Source organism: Nocardia sp. NPDC004718, from assembly GCF_053601535.1.
In genome coordinates, this window is sequence record NZ_JBSGCA010000020.1 from 39,694 (window position 1) to 58,941 (window position 19,248).

The 19,248-nt window shown below is 67.8% G+C and carries 17 protein-coding genes and 1 pseudogene; 8 read left to right on the forward strand and 10 right to left on the reverse strand.

Going from position 1 to position 19,248, the window contains the following annotated elements; translation table 11 throughout:
• Positions 1–35 precede the first annotated feature (35 nt).
• Positions 36–572, reverse strand: a complete 537-nt coding sequence (locus tag ACWEH3_RS17200; protein ID WP_450017153.1) for a hypothetical protein — start codon at positions 570–572, stop codon at positions 36–38.
• A gap of 122 nt (positions 573–694) precedes the next feature.
• On the opposite strand from ACWEH3_RS17200, the pseudogene ACWEH3_RS17205 reads away from it, so the two are divergent.
• Positions 695–850, forward strand: a pseudogene (locus tag ACWEH3_RS17205) (DUF7144 family membrane protein); the annotation flags it as partial.
• 28 nt (positions 851–878) lie between these two features.
• Here ACWEH3_RS17205 and ACWEH3_RS17210 read toward each other — a convergent pair.
• From ACWEH3_RS17210 to ACWEH3_RS17235, 6 genes are all read right to left on the reverse strand, one after another.
• Positions 879–2,273, reverse strand: coding sequence for an MFS transporter (locus ACWEH3_RS17210; RefSeq protein WP_450017077.1), 1,395 nt, complete (start codon positions 2,271–2,273; stop codon positions 879–881).
• Positions 2,274–2,287: 14 nt separating this feature from the next.
• A complete protein-coding gene (locus ACWEH3_RS17215; protein WP_450017075.1) occupies positions 2,288–4,195 on the reverse strand; it encodes a glycoside hydrolase family 15 protein in 1,908 nt (635 codons plus the stop codon).
• 329 nt (positions 4,196–4,524) lie between these two features.
• Positions 4,525–5,574: an ABC transporter ATP-binding protein gene (locus ACWEH3_RS17220; RefSeq protein WP_450017073.1), complete on the reverse strand. Its 1,050-nt coding sequence runs from the start codon at positions 5,572–5,574 to the stop codon at positions 4,525–4,527.
• Positions 5,571–6,329: a molybdate ABC transporter permease subunit gene (gene modB, locus ACWEH3_RS17225; RefSeq protein WP_450017151.1), complete on the reverse strand. Its 759-nt coding sequence runs from the start codon at positions 6,327–6,329 to the stop codon at positions 5,571–5,573. Before modB ends, ACWEH3_RS17220 begins: the two co-directional genes overlap by 4 nt.
• Before the next feature lie 50 nt (positions 6,330–6,379).
• Entirely contained in the window at positions 6,380–7,159 is a 780-nt protein-coding gene (modA, locus tag ACWEH3_RS17230; protein ID WP_450017071.1) for a molybdate ABC transporter substrate-binding protein, read from the reverse strand.
• Positions 7,160–7,170: 11 nt separating this feature from the next.
• Complete coding sequence (locus ACWEH3_RS17235; protein ID WP_450017069.1) at positions 7,171–7,569, reverse strand: TOBE domain-containing protein; 399 nt, start codon at positions 7,567–7,569, stop codon at positions 7,171–7,173.
• Between the two features lie 418 nt (positions 7,570–7,987).
• On the opposite strand from ACWEH3_RS17235, the gene ACWEH3_RS17240 reads away from it, so the two are divergent.
• The 5 genes from ACWEH3_RS17240 (at position 7,988) to ACWEH3_RS17260 (ending at position 14,257) form a co-directional block, all read left to right on the forward strand.
• A complete protein-coding gene (locus ACWEH3_RS17240; RefSeq protein ID WP_450017067.1) occupies positions 7,988–9,184 on the forward strand; it encodes a PucR family transcriptional regulator in 1,197 nt (398 codons plus the stop codon).
• 158 nt (positions 9,185–9,342) lie between these two features.
• Positions 9,343–10,794 carry a dihydrolipoyl dehydrogenase gene (gene lpdA / locus ACWEH3_RS17245; RefSeq protein ID WP_450017065.1) on the forward strand — a complete coding sequence of 484 codons (1,452 nt, stop codon included), beginning with the start codon at positions 9,343–9,345 and terminating at the stop codon, positions 10,792–10,794.
• 10 nt (positions 10,795–10,804) lie between these two features.
• The gene (gene pdhA / locus ACWEH3_RS17250) at positions 10,805–11,971 is read left to right on the forward strand and encodes a pyruvate dehydrogenase (acetyl-transferring) E1 component subunit alpha (RefSeq protein ID WP_450017063.1); all 1,167 of its coding nucleotides are present in this window, start codon (positions 10,805–10,807) and stop codon (positions 11,969–11,971) included.
• Positions 11,972–11,990: 19 nt separating this feature from the next.
• On the forward strand, positions 11,991–12,974 hold the full coding sequence (locus ACWEH3_RS17255; protein WP_450017061.1) for an alpha-ketoacid dehydrogenase subunit beta: 984 nt from the start codon (positions 11,991–11,993) through the stop codon (positions 12,972–12,974).
• 17 nt (positions 12,975–12,991) lie between these two features.
• Positions 12,992–14,257, forward strand: a complete 1,266-nt coding sequence (locus ACWEH3_RS17260; protein ID WP_450017059.1) for a dihydrolipoamide acetyltransferase family protein — start codon at positions 12,992–12,994, stop codon at positions 14,255–14,257.
• Between the two features lie 11 nt (positions 14,258–14,268).
• Here the strand turns inward: ACWEH3_RS17260 and ACWEH3_RS17265 are convergent, their stop codons facing one another.
• Both ACWEH3_RS17265 and ACWEH3_RS17270 read right to left on the reverse strand, forming a co-directional pair.
• Positions 14,269–14,742 (reverse strand): iron chaperone, encoded by a 474-nt coding sequence (locus ACWEH3_RS17265; RefSeq protein WP_450017057.1) that lies wholly within the window; start codon positions 14,740–14,742, stop codon positions 14,269–14,271.
• Between the two features lie 53 nt (positions 14,743–14,795).
• Positions 14,796–15,152: a VOC family protein gene (locus tag ACWEH3_RS17270; RefSeq protein ID WP_356964301.1), complete on the reverse strand. Its 357-nt coding sequence runs from the start codon at positions 15,150–15,152 to the stop codon at positions 14,796–14,798.
• A gap of 218 nt (positions 15,153–15,370) precedes the next feature.
• On the opposite strand from ACWEH3_RS17270, the gene ACWEH3_RS17275 reads away from it, so the two are divergent.
• Positions 15,371–18,169: an ATP-binding protein gene (locus ACWEH3_RS17275; RefSeq protein WP_450017054.1), complete on the forward strand. Its 2,799-nt coding sequence runs from the start codon at positions 15,371–15,373 to the stop codon at positions 18,167–18,169.
• A 27-nt stretch (positions 18,170–18,196) separates the two neighbouring features.
• Here the strand turns inward: ACWEH3_RS17275 and ACWEH3_RS17280 are convergent, their stop codons facing one another.
• Positions 18,197–18,448: a hypothetical protein gene (locus tag ACWEH3_RS17280; RefSeq protein WP_450017052.1), complete on the reverse strand. Its 252-nt coding sequence runs from the start codon at positions 18,446–18,448 to the stop codon at positions 18,197–18,199.
• A gap of 18 nt (positions 18,449–18,466) precedes the next feature.
• Here ACWEH3_RS17280 and ACWEH3_RS17285 point away from each other — a divergent pair, with 18 nt between their 5' ends.
• Positions 18,467–19,123 carry a hypothetical protein gene (locus tag ACWEH3_RS17285; RefSeq protein ID WP_450017050.1) on the forward strand — a complete coding sequence of 219 codons (657 nt, stop codon included), beginning with the start codon at positions 18,467–18,469 and terminating at the stop codon, positions 19,121–19,123.
• Positions 19,124–19,248: the final 125 nt, after the last annotated feature.

The window sequence follows — 19,248 nt, forward strand, 5'->3', positions numbered from 1 at the left end:
AGAGCAGGCCGGGTTCGGCCACAGCATCCGCGCGATCAGTGGGTCATGATCACCTTGACCACCACGACGGTGGTGGCCGCACCCGCCAGCAGCAGGGCCTCTAGCAAGGTCGAACGCCGGGGACGCGCACCGTTGAGCCGCTCGATGACGAACACGATTCCGCCGATCCGGATCAGCATGACCACCTCCGCGAGCAGCTGCGCCGTGCGCGGTTCGAGCCATCCGAGACCGGCGATGCCGAGGATCACGCAGGGCAGCACCGCCGAGCTGAGGATCGGCACGGAGTCCCGCAGGTCCATCCAGCGCTCCCGAGCGGAGAGCGGACGGTTCTGCTGGACGCTCTGCCCGACCCCCTCGGCGAAAGAGTGTGCGATGAATGTCGAGAATGCCGTCCCGAGGACGATCAAGATGCCGACATGTTCGGCGGAGGTCGTCACCGGTATCAGCGCCGCGAGTATCAGCACGTTCCCGTAGACGTAGGCGCTGATCCGGCTGGCCGCGTTGCGGCGGTCCAGCGGAGCGCTCCGGGAGAACAGCGGTCCGTGTAGGAGTGCATGTCTGCTGACTTCCATCGACCTCTCACCGAGTTCGTCGCCGGCCATCCGTCTTTCCGAGTCGTGCCGAGCCCGCGGCAAGGCCTACTAAATAGTAGCCAGAGGATCGCTGGGGATCGCGGCGGTCGGGCTGATCGCCCGGCGCTATGTGGGCGAGGGTCACAGCGGTGTTCCTCGCCGCGCTGTCGATCCTGGACAACTTCCTCTAGCTGCCGTACTACCCGTGGTGGTCGACCATCGTCATCGCCTTGGAGATCGTCGTGATCTGGGCGGTCACTACCTGGGAGCCGAGCCGTATGTGGCCGGCAGCGGTGTCGGCGCGGGCTAGGTCTCGCGCGACGCCAGGGGCGGCGCCGACACCGTGCGGCGGGGCAGCAGCGCCGCGGCGAGCAGTCCGCCGAGGCCGATCACGGCGAGAACGCTCATCGCGGCAGCGTAGGCGTGACCGCCGGGATCGGCGACCAGGATGGTCCCGGCCACCGCGGTACCGAGCGAGGAGCCGAGGTTGGACACGCTGCGCGACAACCCCGAGATCTCGCCTTGCAGTTCCTCACCGAAGCTGGATTGCACCACGTTGACCGACGGGGTGAGCATCACGCCGAGGCCGAGCCCGATCAACAACAGTCCGGGGGCGAACGCCCACGGGCTCAGCGCCCTGCCCGCCAATGCCAGCAGCGCCACCACGCCGATGATGGTCACCAGGAAACCACCCATGATGAGGGTGCGCGCGGCGCGGCGCCGCGCCAGTCGTCCGGCCGACAGTGACGAGACCAGCAGGCCGATGGTGGCGGCGGTGAAGATGACGCCGGTCTCAATGGCGTTGTATCCGCGCACAACCTGTAGATACGCCGAGACGACGAACGAGGTGCCCATCAACAGCAACCACTGGATGTTCTGGGTGACCAGGCCGAGGTTGGAGGTGCGGTTGCGGAACAGGCCGGTCGACAGCAGCGGCTCATGCCCGGCGCGCTCCTTGTTGCGGCAGGAGATGAAGAACCAGGCCAGGAACATCGCACCGAGTGCCAGCAGCGCCAGCATCAACCAGAGATTGTCGTCGGCGGCCAGAATGCCCATGACGAGCAAGATCAGACCGACCGCCGATAGAATCGCGCCCCCGAGATCGAAGGGCCGCGTGGGATCCGCGGGCAGCGGGTCGGAAATGCGGCGGCTGAGCAGGATGATCGCCACGATGACGAGAACCTGGAAGCCGAAGGCGGCGCGCCAGCTGAGCCCGGAGGTGATGAGCCCGCCGATCAGCGGTCCGGCCGCGGCGCCGATGCCGCCCATGGCCATGATGGCGCCGAAGGCCCGTGCGCGGGAAGCCGTTTCGGTGAACAGCAGGGTGCCGAGGATATAGACCGGTGGGATCAGCAGCGCGGTACCGACGCCTTCGAGGATGGAATTGCCCAGAACCAGCACACCCAGCGTCGGTGCGAGAGCGCTGAGCACGGCGCCGACGCCGTAGACGGCCAAGCCGACGACGAAACATCGCTTGCGACCGTATCGGTCGGTGAGCTTTCCGCCGGGGATCATCAGCGCGGCCATCACCAGCAGGAAGATCGTGATCGTCACCTGCACCCCGTGCACGGTGGTGTTCAGGTCGGCACTGATGTCGGTGATCATCACGTTCATGTTCGAACCGGCGAAGCTACAGATGAACTGCGCCAGCGCGAGGGGAAGCAGCACCCCGCGCGGTCTGGACCCGGTCGGCTCCGCCATCCGCGCGCCCCGGGTCAGGAGCCGTCCGGCCGAGCTTCGGCTCGGTCGAGCTGTTCGTCCAACGCCATGGCCGCGGCGACCAAGGCCAGATGCGTGAACGCCTGCGGGAAGTTGCCCAACTGCTCGCCGGACGGGCCGATCTCCTCGGCGAAGAGACCGACGTGATTGGCGTAGGTGAGCATCTTGTCGAACGCGTAGCGGGCTTGGGTCAATCGCCCAGCACGGGCCAGCGCCTCCACATACAGGAAGCTGCACAGATTGAACGTGCCCTCGACGCCGCGCAAGCCGTCCGGGGAGGCTTCGGGGTCGTAACGGTAGACCAGGCTGTCGCTGACCAATTCCTTGTCCATCGCGTCGAGCGTGCTCAGCCACGCCGGGTCCTGCGGGGACAGGAAGCCCATCCGCGGCATGAGCAGCAGCGACGCATCCAGCACCTCGGTGGCGTAGTGCTGCACGAACGCCTGCCGCTTCGAGCTCCAGCCGCGCTCGACGATCTGGTTGAACACGGCGTCCCGTTCCCGTGTCCAGCGCGCGACGTCCGCGGGCCGAGAGTGTTCGATCGCCAGCCGTACACCGCGATCGAACGCGACCCAGGTCATGAGACGGCTGTAGGTGAATTCCTGTTGACCACCACGAGTTTCCCAAATCCCCTCGTCGCGCCGGTCCCAGTTCTCGGTGAGCCAGTCGATCAGGTTCGCGATCGCCCGCCAGCCCGAGATTCCGCCGATATCGGACATCTGCGCCAGCGCGTCGGCCGCCTCACCGTAGATGTCGAGCTGGATCTGATCGGCCGCCGCGTTACCGACCCGCACCGGCGCCGATCCGCGGTAACCCTCCAGATGAGAGAGAATCTCCTCTTCCAGTCGAGGATCGCCATCGATGCGATACATGATCTGCAACGGCTCACCAGAAGTGGTGTCACCGGCTTCCAGTCGCTCGCGCAACCAGCGCCGGAAGGCATACGCCTCTTCGGCGAAACCCAAATCGTTCAACGCCCGCACCGACAGGGACGCATCCCGGATCCAGGTATAGCGGTAATCCCAGTTGCGTTCGCCGCCCACCTGCTCGGGCAGCCCCATGGTCGCCGCGGCGATCGGCGCCCCGGTGGGCGCATACGTGAGCAGCTTCAGCGTGATCGCCGAACGATTGACCATGTCCCGCCAGCGACCCCGATACGTGGACGATCGTAACCACGTCTGCCAGAACGCGCGGCACGCGTCCAACTCCGCGAGCACAGCCTGCCGCTCCGGGGGCGCCGGTGCGGCGCCCCCGCTGTCCGTGCTCGTCAACACGAGCACCGCCGTCTCCCCCGCCGAAAGGGTGAACCGCGCGGACACATCATCCCCTTCGGCGCGCAACGCCACCGGGTCGGTTGCCTGTAGGAGCAGATCGGTGCCCGGCCCGCGAAAGGTCACCGACCGGTGATCGTGCACTGTGAGGGTGTGGGCGGCGCGCGCATAGTCGAACCGTGGTCGGCAGCTGAGCGCGAACGGCAGAGTGCCCCGCACCACCCGCGCTATCCGCACCAGCCGATGCCGATCAGTAGTGGCGCGACCGCGGATCGGCTCCATGAAATCGATGACTTCGCCGACCCCGCTCTCCGCCATGAACCGGGTGACCAGCACGGCCGTGTCCGACAGGTACAGCTGACGAATCGTCACCTCCGCCTCGGCCAGATCGGCGGACAACTGACAGCTACCACCACGCTCGCTGTCGAGCAGTGCGGCGAAGACGCTCGGCGAATCGAATCGCGGAGTACACCACCAGTTGATGGTGCCCACCGAGGACACCAACGCCACGGTCTGTAGATCACCGACAATGCCGTGCTCCGCGATCGGTGGATACGCGTTCATGGCAATCCTCCAGTGGCATCGACCGAACGGACAACTCAGCCCAGCGCAACCGATCGCCGCATCCCTCATTCGAGAGATGCGACCATCACAGTGTGCTCCATGCCGACCGAAAAAGTGAACAGCTTACACATAGCAAATCTGAAACAGGCGACTACGACGTATCGCACCGCTGCCCTTTTCCCCGAGCTGCACCTGGGTACCGCGTGATAGCACGCTTCATGCCGTCGGAGAATCGGTCGGTCCATGCTTCCTCCCACGATGCTCGTCCTACCTACCCGCGCCTGTCGCTCAGCTCGCTTCCGACTGGACAGCCGCTGCGGAGACCATCGGCTTGCAATTGGCCGCAGCGCATCTCGGCGACTCGACCGACGACACGGCGGCCGGACGCGGCCACTGGATCATGCCGGGTAGGAACGAGTTTCGGTCGCCTTCACCGCAGCCCACAGCCGCTGGCCCGGACGCAATCGCAGCTCGGCGACGGTGGCCGGTGTGATGTCGGCGAGCACGGGCGGTGCGCCGTCGAGACGAATGCGGGTGATATGCGCGTGTTGCTCGATGCCGGTGATCGTGACCGGCCAGCTGTTGCGGGGGCTGCCGACGGGTTGTTCCGGATGCAGGCCCACCGCGTTCGGGCTGAAGGCCACATGGACTCGCCCCTGCGCGGGTTCGGCGATGGTGAGGCTGCCGCCACCGTCCAGGTCGACAGTCGTGCCGCGAGCGGTGCCACGGTAGAGGTTGAGGCCCATCAAAGTCGCCACGTAGTCCGAGCGTGGTCTCGCCGCGACCTGCGCGGGCGGTCCTTGCTGGACGATCTTGCCGTCTTCGAGGATGATCAGCCGGTCGGCGAGGACCATGGCGTCGAGGGGGTCGTGGGTCACCAGAACGGTGTGGCCGGGGTAGTCGCGCAGATGGTGGGCGAGGTCCGAGCGCACTTGAACCCTGGTACCGGCGTCGAGTGCCGCGAGTGGCTCATCGAGCAGCAACAGCTGCGGTTCGGTGGCCAGCGCGCGGGCCAGGGCGACCCGTTGCGCCTGTCCTCCGGACAGTGCCCGGGGTTTGCGAAGTGCGTAATCGGCCAGTCCGACCCGCATGAGCCATGCGGTGGCCCGCTCCCGCGCGACGGCTCGCCGACATCCCCGGGCGCGCAGCCCGAATGCGACATTTTCCAGTGCCGACAAATGCCCGAACAACAGGTAGTCCTGGAACACGACGCCTACCTGTCGGCGTTCGGCGGGCACGAACGTCGACGGTGGCGCGTCCCAGGTGGTTCCGTCCAGCCGGATGTGCCCGGCGGTCAGCGCGATCAGCCCTGACAGGGCTCGCAGGGCAGTCGTCTTGCCCGCCCCGTTCGGTCCCAGCAGAGCGGTCACCTCGCCCGGTGCGGCGGCGAGAGGCAGTTCGAGCGCGAAATGCCCTCGGTCGATCCGCAGGTCCGCCTCCAAACTCATATCGCTCCCCGGATCCACCGTTCGCGCAACGCGACCAACACGGTGACCGAGACGGCCAGCAGAACGAGGCTGAGCACGATCGCGGCGTCCGGATCGGTCTCCAGCGCGAGATAGACCGCCAGCGGCATAGTGGTGGTGCGGCCGGGGAAGTTACCGGCGAATGTGATGGTGGCGCCGAACTCACCGAGCGCACGGGCCCAGCACAGCACCGCGCCCGCGACCACTCCGGGCAGCACCGACGGCAGAGTCACCCGGCGGAAGGCGTACCAGCGGGTGGCGCCGAGCGTGGCGGCCGCCTCCTCGAGACGAGGATCGGCCGCCCGCAGGGCTCCTTCGACCGAGATCACCAGGAAAGGCATGGCCACGAATGCCTCGGCCACGATCACCCCGGCGGTGGTGAACGGCAATGAGACACCGAACCATTCGTAGAGATACCGCCCGATCAGCCCGCGCCGTCCCAGCACCAGCAGCAGTGCGACACCGCCGACCACCGGCGGCAGCACGAGCGGCACGGTGACCAAGGCGCGGATCAGCCCGCGCCCCGGCACTTCGGCGCGCGCGAGCACCCAGGCCAGCGGGATGCCGAGGACCAAGCAGATCGCCGTGGCCGCGGTCGCGCACACCAGCGAAAGCCGCAGTGCCTGGCCGACTTCGACGCTGAACAACCGATCCGGCATGGTCGCCCACGGTGCTCGCGCCAGCAACCCGATGAGCGGTACGACGAGGAACGCCAGCCCGCAGCCTGCGGGCAGCATCAGCGCGACCGGTCGCCGCCCGAGCACCGCCCGCCGCCGCGAGGGCGCGATCACGGCGTGTCGAATCCCGCCGCGACGAAGACCGTCTCGGCCTTGTCCGATGTCACGAAGTCGACGAACGCCGCGGCGGCGGCCGCGTTCGGCGCGTGCACCAGCGGCGCTACCGGGTAGTCGTTGATCGCTTTACCGGACTCCGGGAAGTCGATGCCCTCGACCTTGTCGCCCGCCGCCATCACGTCGGTGCGGTATACCAGCGCCGCGTCGACCTCGCCGAGCTTCACCTTGGTCAGCACCGCCTTCACGTCCTGCTCCCGGGTATCGGGTTGCGGGGTGATGTTCGCCGTCTCGAACACCGTCTTGGCCGCCGCGCCGCAAGGCACCTGCTCCGCGCACAGCGCGAGCGCGAGCTCGGTCCTGCCGAAATCGGCCAAGCCGGTGATGTGTCCCGGGTTGCCCTCGGGCACCGCGATCTCGAGCCTGTTGCGCACGAAGGTGACCGGCGCGGCGGTGACTTCGCCCTTGTCGCGGACCTGCTGCATGTTCTTCGGCGCCGCCGAGGCGAACACGTCGGCCGGTGCTCCTTGATTGATCTGTTCGGCGAGCGCCGAACTCGCGCCGAAGCTGTAGATCACCTTCACGCCCGGGTGCGCGGCCTCGAACTGTTTGCCGAGTTCGGTGAACGTCTCGGTCAGCGAGGCGGCGGCGAACACGGTCACCGTGCCCGAGACATGCTCGGCGCCGGTGTGTTCGGTCGTGTCGTCCGAACCACAGCCGGCCGCGGTCACCACAGCCAGCACCATCGCGGTGGCGACACCAAAATTGCGAATCATCCTCATCCTCGTCAACTTTCCGGTATCTCCACGACGACGTGCGTGGACTTCACCGATGCGACAGCGATGCTGCCGACCTCCAGACCGAGTTCGTCCACCGATTCCCGGCTCAGCAACGACACCAGCCGGAACGGTCCGGCCTGCATCTCCACCTGCGCCATCACCGTGTCCTTGACCACCCGTGTCACGATCCCGCGCATCCGGTTGCGGGCTGACGCCGCGACCGTCGCACCGGGTGCGGGCGCCTCGGCGGTGGCGCGCAGGAACTCGGCGAGCTCGCGGCCGCTGACACCCTTGCGGCCGTTGTCCAGCTGAATCGCGGTCAGCCGGCCCTGATCGATCCATCGACGCACCGTGTCATCGCTGACACCCAGCAACGCGGCGGCTTCGCTGATCCGTAGATTCGACACAAGCGACATCTTATTGCCGCATTCACGGTAAAGATAGTCGATCAGATCCGCCATTTCGATTACTCTGGTTCGCCCGCGCACGGAAGCTTTTCGTGACGGCAGGGCGTTGTCGATGTGTTCCACGGCGGTCGGCGCCCCGATGCGCGCCCGCTCTCTCCACATACCGCCCCATCGACTCGAATGCCACCATTCTGCGGGCCTTCGATACTCATATACGGTGATTTCAACCGATTGTCTCCGTAGTTGCCTGAGCGTCACCGAACGCTCACCAGCCGGACCGCGCCGCGGTGCGGCGAGGACACCTACCCGTCGGGATGGAGCGTCGCTGTCGATGCGGACCTCCGACGGCTATACGGTCGGGACAGGCCACCGCTCGCGCAGTCGTGGCGCATGGCAGACGACAAGGAACCCGAGCGACATGTCGATATCGAAGAAGGCGCATCCGGACACTTGCACGCAGGAATTGGTGGCCGCCTGCCGCGCGGAGATCCCCGCGCTGACCGATCGGCTGATCTCGGAGATCTTCACCGAAAACCCCGAATGGACCGATTATTCGCGGGTGCCCCGCGCGGATCTGGTCGACGGCTGCCGCCGGTACGTGACCCGCATCCTCGACCGGCTGGGTGCTCCGACGACCGCGTTCGACGACGATGTCGCCGCGTCCATCGGCCGCCGCCGTGCCGAACAGGGCGTACCGCTGGAAGCCATGTTGCGCACGTTCCGGCTCGGCGGCCGGATCGTCTGGGAGGCCCTGCTCGACCAAGCGGACGATCTCACTCCCGGCGAGATCCGCGCGGCGGGCACCGCGTTGTGGGCCGTGATCGACGGGCTGTCCACGTCGCTCGTCACGTCCTACCGGAATACCGAATTGGAGCAGTTGCGCAGCGACGAACGCCGTCGGCACGCCCTGATCGAGGACCTGCTCGCCGGCCGAGGCAACGACACCACCTTCGCCGCACGGGCCGCACGTGAATTGAACCTTCCGGCCGGTAGCGACTATCTCGTCGTCGTCGCCTGCGGTGCGGGCGAGGCGATGCACACCGGCACCGAAACGGCCTTGGCCGCGGTCGGCATTCGTTCGGTGTGGCACGATCGCGTCGACTCGACGGTCGGGCTGATAGCGGTCGAGCGCCACGACGTCGCCTCGGTGTTGCGACGGATCGAACCGCATGTTCGCGGACGAGCCGGCGCCTCGCCGACCGTCGGCGGCCTGGCCCAGGTCGGCACCGCACACGGCTGGGCACTGCTCACCCTGCAAACCTTGCCCGAGGACGTGACGGGACTCGTGCCGTTGCACGAACGCTTCCAACATGCCCTGTTGCTGCGCTCGACCGACGTGACCGACATGCTGGTCGCCCACACCCTCGGTCCGGTACTCGCACTGCCCGCCGCCGAGCGCACGACCTTGCTCGACACGCTCGCGGCATGGTTGGCGCACGACTGCTCGGCGGCCCATGCGGCGACACGGCTGCACTGCCACCGCAATACCGTGATCAACCGCCTCCATCGCGTCTCGACCTTGCTCGGCCGCCCGCTCGAAGGCCAGCGCAGCTATGTGGAACTGTCGTTGGCCTTGGCCGCCCTCGACCTCGTCCGGTCATCGGAGAGAGCCTGATTCGACCTCACCGGATTGGGCGCTGCGCCCAATCCGACGATTGCACTACTGGGCTTCGTGGCAATTGTCTGTGCACTTCGCTACGGCAACACTCGATAGCGATGATTCGCCCCACAACCGGAGGCGGATCGGATCATCGAGGACGAGGAGCACCACGAGTGCCGGATTTCGATCTACTGGTGGTCGGCGGCGGCCCCGGCGGGTACGTCGCCGCCATCCGCGCGGCCCAGCGCGGCCTGCGGGTCGGCTTGGTGGAGAAGGAGCGACCGGGCGGCGTCTGCCTCAATTGGGGCTGCATTCCGACCAAGGCGATGCTGCGGTCCGCGGAGATCTTCCAAACCATCACCGCCGCAGCCGATTTCGGCGTATACGCGGACAACGTGCGCTATGACTTCGCCGCGGTGCGGCAGCGCAAGGACGGCATCGTCAAGCAACTCACCGACGGTGTGGCAAGCCTGCTCGCCGCTAACGGCGTGACGGTGATCGAGGGACACGCCCGCTTCACCGGCCCGACCAGCGTCGAGGTATTCGAGGCGGGACAATCGCCGATCTTCCCCGGCGGCCCCCGCTACGCCGCCGCTCCGACAGCCACCGCCACCCGGACGATCAGCGCGAGCGACGTGATCATCGCGACCGGATCGGTGCCCGCTCGGCTGCCGATTCCGGGCGCGGACCTGCCGGGCGTCATCACCTCCGACGGCGCGTTCGGGCTGACCGAGGTGCCCGGACGCCTCGTCGTCATCGGTGGCAGCGCGGTCGGCGCGGAATGGGCCAGCCTGTTCGCGAGTTTCGGCAGCCAGGTGACCATCGTCGAACTACAGGACACCCTGGTGCCGCTGGAGGACGCCGACATCGGCGCCGCCCTGGGACGGTCGTTCACCAAGCGTGGCATCACCGTGCTCACCGGCTCGACCGTCGAAACCATCGCGCGAACCGATGCGCTGCGCGTCACCGTCGCGGGCGAGCACGCCGGTGAACTCGACGCGGACGTGGTACTTGTCGGCGTCGGACGTCGTCCCAACACCGCCGATCTCGGCCTGGACCGCGCGGGAATCGACACCGACCCGCGGGGCTTCATCCCCGTCGACGAACGGCTGAGCACCGGCGTCGAACACGTCTACGCCATCGGTGACGTCACCGGGCGTGCCCTGCTCGCCCACGTCGCCTCGCATCAGGGCCTCACCGCCGCGGACGTGATCGCCGGACACCCGGCGCACATCGACTACACCGCGATCCCGGCCGCCACCTTCACCCACCCGGAGATCGCGAGCGTCGGGCTCACCGAGGCGAAGGCCCGCGCCGCCGGGCACGACGTCGTCACCGCCCGATTCCCCTTCGCGGCACTCGGCCGGGCCAAGACCTTCGGCGAAACCGAGGGCTTCGTCAAAATCGTTGCCGGACAGCGCCATCGAGAAGTGCTCGGAGTGCACATCATCGGCCCGTCGGCCAGCGACCTGATCACCGAAGGCGCCTTGGCCATTGCGCTCGAGGCGACCCTCGACGAACTCGCCGACACCATCCACGCCCACCCCACTCTCGGCGAGATCGGCATGGAGGCGGCCATGGCCGGACTCGGACTGCCCGTGCACATCCCGCCCCGGAAGCGTTGAGGAGCCTGCCGTGACCACCAGCACCGCATCCCGCAAACCGAGTCGCAAGACGGCTCGGTCGACGGCCGCACGCACCTCCACGCCGGTCGCGGACGAGCACAAGAGTGACGCCGCCGAACCCGCACGGACGCAGGACGATGCCGTTGCGGCCGACGCGCGCATCGCCGCGGAGGATCCCGACAGCCTGCGCGGCCTGTACCGCGACATGCTGTTCGTGCGCCGGTTCGAGGAGCGCACCGCCCAGAGCTATCAGCAGGCGAAGATCGGCGGCTACTGCCATCTCAACCTGGGCGAGGAAGCCACCGTGATCGGGCTCGGCGCGGCCATGCGCCCGACCGACTATCTGTTCACCAACTATCGCGAGCACGGATACGCGCTGGCCAAAGGCATCGAGCCCGGCCGCGTCATGGCGGAACTGTACGGCCGCTCCACCGGCACCTCGAAGGGCTGGGGCGGTTCCATGCACATGTACGACACCGCGACTCGCATGCTGGGCGGTTACGCCATCGTCGGCGGCCAGGTTCCGTTGGCCGTCGGCGCGGCGCTGGCCATCGACTACCGCGGCGAGGACGACGTGGTGGTGTGCCAGATGGGTGAGGGCACGACGAACATCGGCGCGTTCCACGAGTCGCTGAACATCGCGGCCCTGTGGAACCTGCCGGTGGTGTTCCTGGTGATCAACAACCAGACCGGCATGGGCACCACGGTCGAGCGCTCCTCCGCCGAGCCGGATCTGTGGAAGCGCGCCGCCGCCTACCGCATGCGCGGGGAGCGTGTCGACGGCACCGATGTGCTGGCCGTCCGCGAAGTGGCCGGTGAGTTGATCGAAACCGCTCGGCGCGAGAAGAAGCCCGCGCTGCTCGAGGCGGTCAGTCACCGTCTCAAAGGGCACTCCGTGGTCGACCCGGCGAAATACCGGACCGAAGAGGCTGTCTCGATCGCCCGCGGCAACGATCCCATCGTGCGCTGGCGCGACGCGCTGCTCGCCGCCGGTGTGCTGGACGATCGGTCCGTCGCCGCTCTCGAAGCGGAGGTGACCGCCGCGGTCGCCGCCGCGGTCGAATTCGCCGACGCCAGCCCCCATCCGGAGCCGTCGAGCCTGTTCGACTACAACTACGCGACCCCTGTGGCGGGCGATTCGCGTCGCCTGCCCGCCGATCCCCTCTTCACCCATTAAGGACATCACCGTGGCTGTCATGACCTATCGTGAAGCGCTGCGCGAGACCCTCCGCGAGGAGATTCGGCGCGACGACGATGTCTTCCTCATCGGGGAGGAGATCGGCATCTTCGAAGGCTCCTACAAGATCACCGCGGGACTGCTGGCCGAATTCGGTGAGAAGCGGGTGCGCGACACTCCCATCGCCGAGGAGGGTTTCGTCGGCGCCGCCATCGGCGCCGCCATGCTCGGACTGCGCCCGGTCGTCGAGATCATGACGATCAATTTCTCGCTGCTGGCGCTGGATCAGATCGTCAACCACGCCGCGAAGATCTACGGCATGTTCGGCGGCCAGACCAGCGTGCCCATGGTCATCCGCACCCCGGGTGGGGGCGGGCAGCAACTGGGCGCGACGCATTCGCAGAATGTGGAATTGTACTACGCGTTCGTGCCGGGCCTGAAGGTGGTCGCGCCGAGCACTCCGGCCGACGCGCGTGCGCTGCTGAAAGCCGCCATCGAAGACGACGATCCGGTGTTGTTCCTGGAGAACCTGTCGCTGTACAACACCAAAGGCGAAGTGCCGGACGATCTTCCGAGCGCCCAGATCGGCAAGGCCGCGGTCACGAGAACCGGCTCCGACATCACGCTGATCGGCTACTCGCGAATGGCGACGATCTGCTCCGAGGTCGCCGAACGACTCGCCGCCGACGGTTTCTCGGCCGAGGTCATCGACCTGCGCAGCCTTCGTCCGCTGGACCGTGCCACCCTGATCGAGTCCGTCCGCAAGACCGGCTGCGCCGTGATCGGCGAGGACGACTGGCTCACCTACGGCATCGGCGCCGAGGTCGCCGCCTCGATCTCCGACGGCGCCTTCGACTACCTGGACGCCCCGGTTCGCCGGGTGGCGATGGCCGAAGTGCCGCTGCCCTATGCCAAGCCGCTCGAACGGCTCGCCCTGCCGTCGGCCGATTCGCTGTACACCGCCGCGGTGGAAACCCTTGCGGCAGTGGGCAAGCGACGCTGAAAGACCAGAGGACATTCATGCCCGAAATCACCATGCCCCGCCTCTCCGACACCATGGAGGAAGGCGTCGTCGTCTCCTGGCTCAAACAGGTGGGCGATCCGGTCGAACAAGGCGAAATCCTCGCCGAGATCGAAACCGACAAAGCTCTCATGGAGCTCGAGGCGTACGACAGCGGCGTGCTCGAGCAGATCCTCGCCGGTGAGGGCGCGCGAGTGCCGATCGGAACACCCATCGGCGTCATCGGCGACGGCAGCGGAACTACCGCAAGCGGCCCGAACGGTGGCACGCCCGCCCCGGCCGACGAGCAAGCTCCTGCCGGACAGGGTACGGAGCCGGACACTAGCCCGGTTCCGGCTGTCGCGGTGACCGAACCCACCGTCGACTCCCACGCAACGGTGGAGCGAAAGAAGACGTCGCCACTGGCGCGCAAGATCGCCGACGAACTCGGCGTCGACATCACCACCGTCGTCGGCACCGGCCCCGGTGGGCGCATCATCCGGCGGGATGTCGAATCCGCCCATGGTGCAGCCGAACTCGATCCGCCGCGGAAAGTCGTCCCCGCTCCCCCGAGCGAGCTTCCCGCTCCGGTCGCAGGCGACTACGAGGAAATTCCGCTGACCACCATCCAGCGTGTCTCGGCCACGCGGCTCACCGAGAGCAAACAACAAGCTCCGCACATCTATCTGACCAACGCGATCGATGTGACCGACCTCTTCGATTTCCGCGCACAGGTCAACGCCACGCTGGCGCAGACAGGTGTGAAGGTCAGCGTCAACGATCTGCTGCTCAAGGCCGTCGCCGTGACGCTGCGGAACAACCCGTCGGTCAATGTCTCCTTTGCGGGCGACAAATTGTTGCGGCACCGTGGCATCAACCTCGGTATGGCGGTCGCGACGCCCGCGGGCCTTCTCGTTCCCGTGCTGCGCGACGCCGACCGCAAGAGCGTGTCCGAGATCGCCGCCGAGAGTAGGGACAAAGCCGAACGCGCCCGCGAGCGCAAGTTGCGGACCGACGAGATGAGCGGCGGCACTTTCACCATCTCCAACCTCGGTATGTTCGGCATCGAGCACTTCACCGCCGTCATCAACCCACCGGAGGCCGCCATCCTGGCCGTCGGCGCGGCCACGGACGAACTGCGTCTGGACGACGGTCGAGTGGTGACCCGCAAGATTCTGCGGGTCACCATGTCCGCCGACCACCGCGCCATCGACGGAGCCGTGGCCGCACAGTTCCTGCAACAGCTGAAGAATCTGCTGGAACATCCACTCCGCATCGTGACCTGACGCTTCGGCGCTCAGCCGACCGCCTTCCGCACCAGTTCGCCGATCTTCGCCTCCTCGGCGGCGGTCACCTTCGTCAGCGCGAAGTACGTCGGCCACATGGTGCCGTCATCGAGGTTGGCGATGTCGCTGAAGCCGAGGGTCGCGTACCGCGATTTGAACTTCTCCGCGCTCTGGAAGAAGCACACGACCTTGCTGTCCTTGGCGTAGGCGGGCATGCCGTACCACAGCTTCGGCGACAGATCCGGAGCGCTGGCTCGGACGACGGCGTGCACCCGCTCGGCCATGACGCGATCGGATTCGGCCATTCCGGCGATCTTCTCGAGCACGTCCTTCTCCCCGTCCGCCTTCGTCGCGCGCGAGCCGCGGCGCGCGGCGGTCTTCAACTCTTGGGCGTGCTCCTTCATCGCGGCGCGTTCCTCGTCGGTGAATCCCACCGCGGTCTTGGCCTTGGCGTTGGTGCGGGTGGCGGACTTCTGCGCGGTCATGAGTGTGTCTCCTTCGTCTCGGACAGGGGTGATTTCGATGGTGGTTCGGGCGATCATCGGTCCTGGATCAGCCCGAGGACGTGGCCGTCGACGTCGGTGACGGTGGCCACCAGGCGGCCGCCGCCGACATCGTGGGCAGACTCCGCCACAGTGGCGCCCGCGGCGGTCACTTCCGCCAGCTTCGCCTCGATGTCCGGCACGTGCCAGTAGGCCACCGGTGCGGTCATTCCCTGCGGTCCGCCATTCGGCACCAGCCCGATGTGCTGGCCCTCGGCCTCGAAGCCGACGTAGTAAGGCGAGTCGGTCTGCGGCGCCGTGCCGAGCAAAGCGGTGAACAGCGCCTTGGCTGCCGCCAGGTCGGACACGGGATGCAGCACGGTCTTGATTCCCTGGGTGGGAGAGCTGGTCATGATCACTCCTGAACTCGTCGGTCACGTCGTCCCGGTGTGCCGTTCTGTCGGGCGAACCGGGCGTGCTCACAGCATCTCTCCCGGCGACTGCGACCCACATCCGTGGCGACCACGGAACCGTCCACTGATCGGGCCACCGATCGACTACGGCAGCCACCCGCACCCAAGGAAACAGACCGAGAAGTATGAGAGCGAAGGGATACGGCAGAATCGGTGCCATGGCGGCGACGGTGGAGATCTCGGCTCGGGAAGCCGAGGTGCTGGCGCTGGTGGGGGAACATCTCAGTAACGCCGAGATCGGGGCGAAGCTGTTCATCTCCGTGCGCACCGTGGAGAGCCACGTCTCCTCACTCCTGCGCAAACTGGAGGTGCCCGATCGGCGGGCACTGGCCCAGCGCGCGTCCGCTTCGGTACGCGAGGACCGGCCGCACCCGGCGCCGGTCCTGCCGAGGCCACTGACTTCCTTCATCGGACGCGGCCGGGAGCGCGCGGAGCTGACCGAGATGATCGGCGACTACCGGCAGGTGACCGCGGTCGGTCCCGGCGGAGTGGGCAAGACCCGGCTTGCGCTGGCCGTCGCGGCGGAGATGGCCGCTGCGTACACCGACGGGGTGTGGTTCGTCGACCTGGTGCCGGTCACCGGCGCGGACACCGGCGTGATCGCCGGTACGGTCGCCCTCGCGCTCGGCCTCGGCGAGCAGCCCGGCCGCGGCATGGACGAGTCGGTGCTCACCGCGCTGGCCGACCGGCACGCCTTGCTGGTGCTGGACAACTGCGAGCACGTGCGCGACGGGGTGGCGCCGTTCATCGAACGACTGCTCGCGACATGTCCGCGATTGACGGTGCTGGCGACCAGCCGGGCCCGGCTGATGGTGCCGTTCGAGCGGGTGTATACAGTCGCGCCGATGTCCTTGGCCGGCGATGGCGACTCCGATGCGGTCCGGCTGTTCATGGACCGCGCGGCCGCCGGTGGCTGGCCGCCGAATCACGCTCTTCGCGACCAGGTCGCCGCCTTCTGCGAGCGACTCGATGGTGTGGCGCTGGCGATCGAGTTGGCTGCCGCACGCTGGACGACGCTCGGGCTGGATGGTCTCGAAGCCGGACTGTCGGACCAGCTCCGGATGCTCGCCGGGGGACCCCGCGCCGAGGACCGGCACCGGTCGGTGCGGGCAGCGCTGGACTGGAGTCACGCCTTGCTGGAGCCGGACGATCGAGTGCTCCTGCGCCGGGTGTCGGTCTTCATGGGTGCGTTCACCGTCGAGGCGGCGGCGCAGGTAGCGGCGTCCGAGAAAGCCGTTGTCGCAGACGGATTGGCCCGACTCGCCGAGCAGAGCCTGCTCGCGGTGACGGCATACCCGAGTGGGACCGGATACCGGGCGCTGGAAACCATCCGCCAGTACGGGACGGAGCAGCTCACGCAGACCGGTGAACTGGCGGGCACCCGTGCGGGGCACCTCCGCTGGTGCCTGGCCGAGGCCGCCGAGCTGACGGTGGTGAAAGCGGACTGGCGGGCACGATTCGACGCGGTGGCCGACGACTTCCGCGCCGCGATGGCGTGGGCGGGCGATCAGCCGGAGCACCGCGCGGATGCCCTCCGCTTCGCGCAGCATCTGGCGCGACTGTGCTTCACCCGCAATCTGATCGGTGAGTCCCAGATGCGCTACGAACAGGCGGCCGCGCTCGCCGACGACCCGTCCGCCGCCGCCTCGATGCTGCGCCATGCCGCTGCCGCGGCCGGATGTCAGATGCGGGGCGAAGATATGCACCGCCTGCACCGCGCGGCCGCGGAGGCGGCCCTCAGGTCCGGCGACTCCGCCGGCGCCGCCCGCGACCTAGCGACCGCCGCTGCCAACGGCTACCGGTTCGCGAGCAAGTTCGTCCGGCCCCTGGCACCGGAGGAAGCCATCGCGCTCATCACCGAGGCGCGGCAGCTCGCCGGTGCTGACCCGGCCGCCCAGGCCGCCGTGGCGCTGGCCGAAGCCGGACGAGCGCTCACCGATGCCCTCACCGGCCCACAGTCATCCGACGACCTCGTGCCCGAGACCATCGCGCGCGCCGAACGTGCCGTCGAACTCGCCAGGCGCACAGGTGATCCGCTCGCGGAGTCCGCTGCGCTCGACACACTCGCCGGCGCGCACAGCATGGCCGGTGACACCTTCGCCGCAGCAGCCGTCGCGCGCAGCCGAATGGTGTTGCTGAAGTCCGCTCCGCATACCCCAGCCGGTACCCATGAGCTGATCGACGCGCTCGGCGAGGCCGCCGAAGCCGGACTCGGGGCGGGTGACCTGCGGGGCGCGCGCCGATGGGCCCAGCAGCTCGCGGATCATCCGTTGCTCGCCGAGGTGGGACATCGTGCGACGAGCTGGCTGCTGGTGACCGATACGCTGGCGGGCAACGTCGAGGGGGTTCGCACCAACAGCATCCGGTTCCTGGAGTCGTGGCATCGGGTCGGCGATCCCGTCAAGTCGGTCCTCGGTCCGGCGGTAGCGGGCGTGGCGATGATCCACGACCTACGCGGCGACGATGACGCTCGGGCCGAATGGGACGCTGTCACAAGCCAACTCGGCACGTCACCAGCGCACACCCACGGCTACGGCGCGGTCTTCGATGCGCTCGCCCTGCTCCACCGTGGTCAGGTGAACGAGGCGCTGGAACGGACGGCATCCGAGCCCGGCGAGGTGTGGCGATGGGTCACGTGGATCTGGCTGCACTGGTATGTGGCGCTGCGCGCTGAAGCCGCCGTGCTCGCCGAGGCGCCCGATGCAGGCGATCGCCTCGCCGAGGCCAGGACCGTCGTCGCCGGAAATCCCCTCGCCGGTGCCATCGTGGAGCGCGCCGCGGCACTGCATGCCGGTGACCTGGAACGGCTGCTCGCCACGGCGGCCGCGTTCGACGCCGCCGGTTGCCGTTACCAGTCGGCGCGCACCGCGGTGCTCGCCGGTGGCGAGCATGCCGCACGCGGCGCGGCCGCGCTCGCCGAACTCGGCCTCGCCCCGATGGCGCCTATCACTTTGTGAACCGCCGTCTGCGCTGGCTCGCGCCGACTACTCCCGTCTCGACCAGCGACGGAACAACCGCCGGACACGCTCGCTGAGCCCCGGCGCGGGTTGTGGCTGCGCACGGGCGGTTTCGACGTTCGCCGCGGCCGACGCCGCCTGGGCCAATCGCGCGTGCAGTTGTTCGCGCACCTGGTCCGGGGTGTAGGCACGGCGGCGGCGCTCGGCGCGCACCACCACGACACCGGTGGCAACCACACCGGCCACACCCGCCAATCCCACTGCCTTCCACCACCTCATACCGCATAGGCTACGACCATGACGGGGACGGGCATCGATCTCGACCGAGCGGTCGAGGTCACCAGGACGGGTGACATCTGGCTTTTCCGTGGCCATTCCACAGCCGACCGGGTGATTCGCATGACGACGAACAGTCCGGTGAACCATGTCGGGATGTCCGTCGTGATCGATGACCTGCCCGCGCTGATCTGGCACGCGGAACTCGGACGATCACTCACCGACATGTGGTCGGGAACCGCGCACCGTGGCGCCCAGTTGCACAATCTGCGCGATGCCGTGCTGGTCTGGACACACCGTTACGGTCAGCAGGCATGGTTGCGCCAGTTGAACCCTCCCGCCACCCGCGCCATGGAGGACGGCGCGCTGCGCGCCATCGCCCGGCTCGACGGCACTCCGTTCCCCTCCACCGCGGGCTTGGCGGGGCGCTGGCTCCGCGGTCGTGCGCGGCTGCCCCGCAGGAAGACGAGTGGATCGACCGCCCGCGAGCTGGAGAACGCGTACTGTGCCGAAATCGTCGCCGCCACATACCAAGCGATGGGTCTGCTGCCCGAGCGCCGCAGCCCCGACTGGTACGACCCGGGCCGATTCTGGAGCGGAGACCGACTGCAACTGTCCGGCGACTACGCATTGAGCGGCGAAATAGCCGTACGGACACCGGCTCGCACGGATTCCTGACGCGAACCCGAGAGCGGGACCCGGTGGTATCGAAATAAAAATCACCGCGATTTTCACAATATGGAGCGGGGGAGAATATCCGTACTGTGGGGCCATATGGTCCCATCATCCTATCTGTGCATGGC

Bases quoted from the DNA above. Each gene is read 5' to 3' on its own strand.
- ACWEH3_RS17200 (WP_450017153.1), bottom strand. From the start codon at position 572: ATGGAAGTCAGCAGACATGCACTCCTACACGGACCGCTGTTCTCCCGG.
- ACWEH3_RS17210 (WP_450017077.1), bottom strand. From the start codon at position 2,273: ATGGCGGAGCCGACCGGGTCCAGACCGCGCGGGGTGCTGCTTCCCCTC.
- ACWEH3_RS17215 (WP_450017075.1), bottom strand. From the start codon at position 4,195: ATGAGGGATGCGGCGATCGGTTGCGCTGGGCTGAGTTGTCCGTTCGGT.
- ACWEH3_RS17220 (WP_450017073.1), bottom strand. From the start codon at position 5,574: ATGAGTTTGGAGGCGGACCTGCGGATCGACCGAGGGCATTTCGCGCTC.
- modB (WP_450017151.1), bottom strand. From the start codon at position 6,329: ATGCTGCCCGCAGGCTGCGGGCTGGCGTTCCTCGTCGTACCGCTCATC.
- modA (WP_450017071.1), bottom strand. From the start codon at position 7,159: ATGATTCGCAATTTTGGTGTCGCCACCGCGATGGTGCTGGCTGTGGTG.
- ACWEH3_RS17240 (WP_450017067.1), top strand. From the start codon at position 7,988: ATGTCGATATCGAAGAAGGCGCATCCGGACACTTGCACGCAGGAATTG.
- ACWEH3_RS17255 (WP_450017061.1), top strand. From the start codon at position 11,991: ATGACCTATCGTGAAGCGCTGCGCGAGACCCTCCGCGAGGAGATTCGG.
- ACWEH3_RS17260 (WP_450017059.1), top strand. From the start codon at position 12,992: ATGCCCGAAATCACCATGCCCCGCCTCTCCGACACCATGGAGGAAGGC.
- ACWEH3_RS17265 (WP_450017057.1), bottom strand. From the start codon at position 14,742: ATGACCGCGCAGAAGTCCGCCACCCGCACCAACGCCAAGGCCAAGACC.
- ACWEH3_RS17270 (WP_356964301.1), bottom strand. From the start codon at position 15,152: ATGACCAGCTCTCCCACCCAGGGAATCAAGACCGTGCTGCATCCCGTG.
- ACWEH3_RS17275 (WP_450017054.1), top strand. From the start codon at position 15,371: ATGGCGGCGACGGTGGAGATCTCGGCTCGGGAAGCCGAGGTGCTGGCG.
- ACWEH3_RS17280 (WP_450017052.1), bottom strand. From the start codon at position 18,448: ATGAGGTGGTGGAAGGCAGTGGGATTGGCGGGTGTGGCCGGTGTGGTT.
- ACWEH3_RS17285 (WP_450017050.1), top strand. From the start codon at position 18,467: ATGACGGGGACGGGCATCGATCTCGACCGAGCGGTCGAGGTCACCAGG.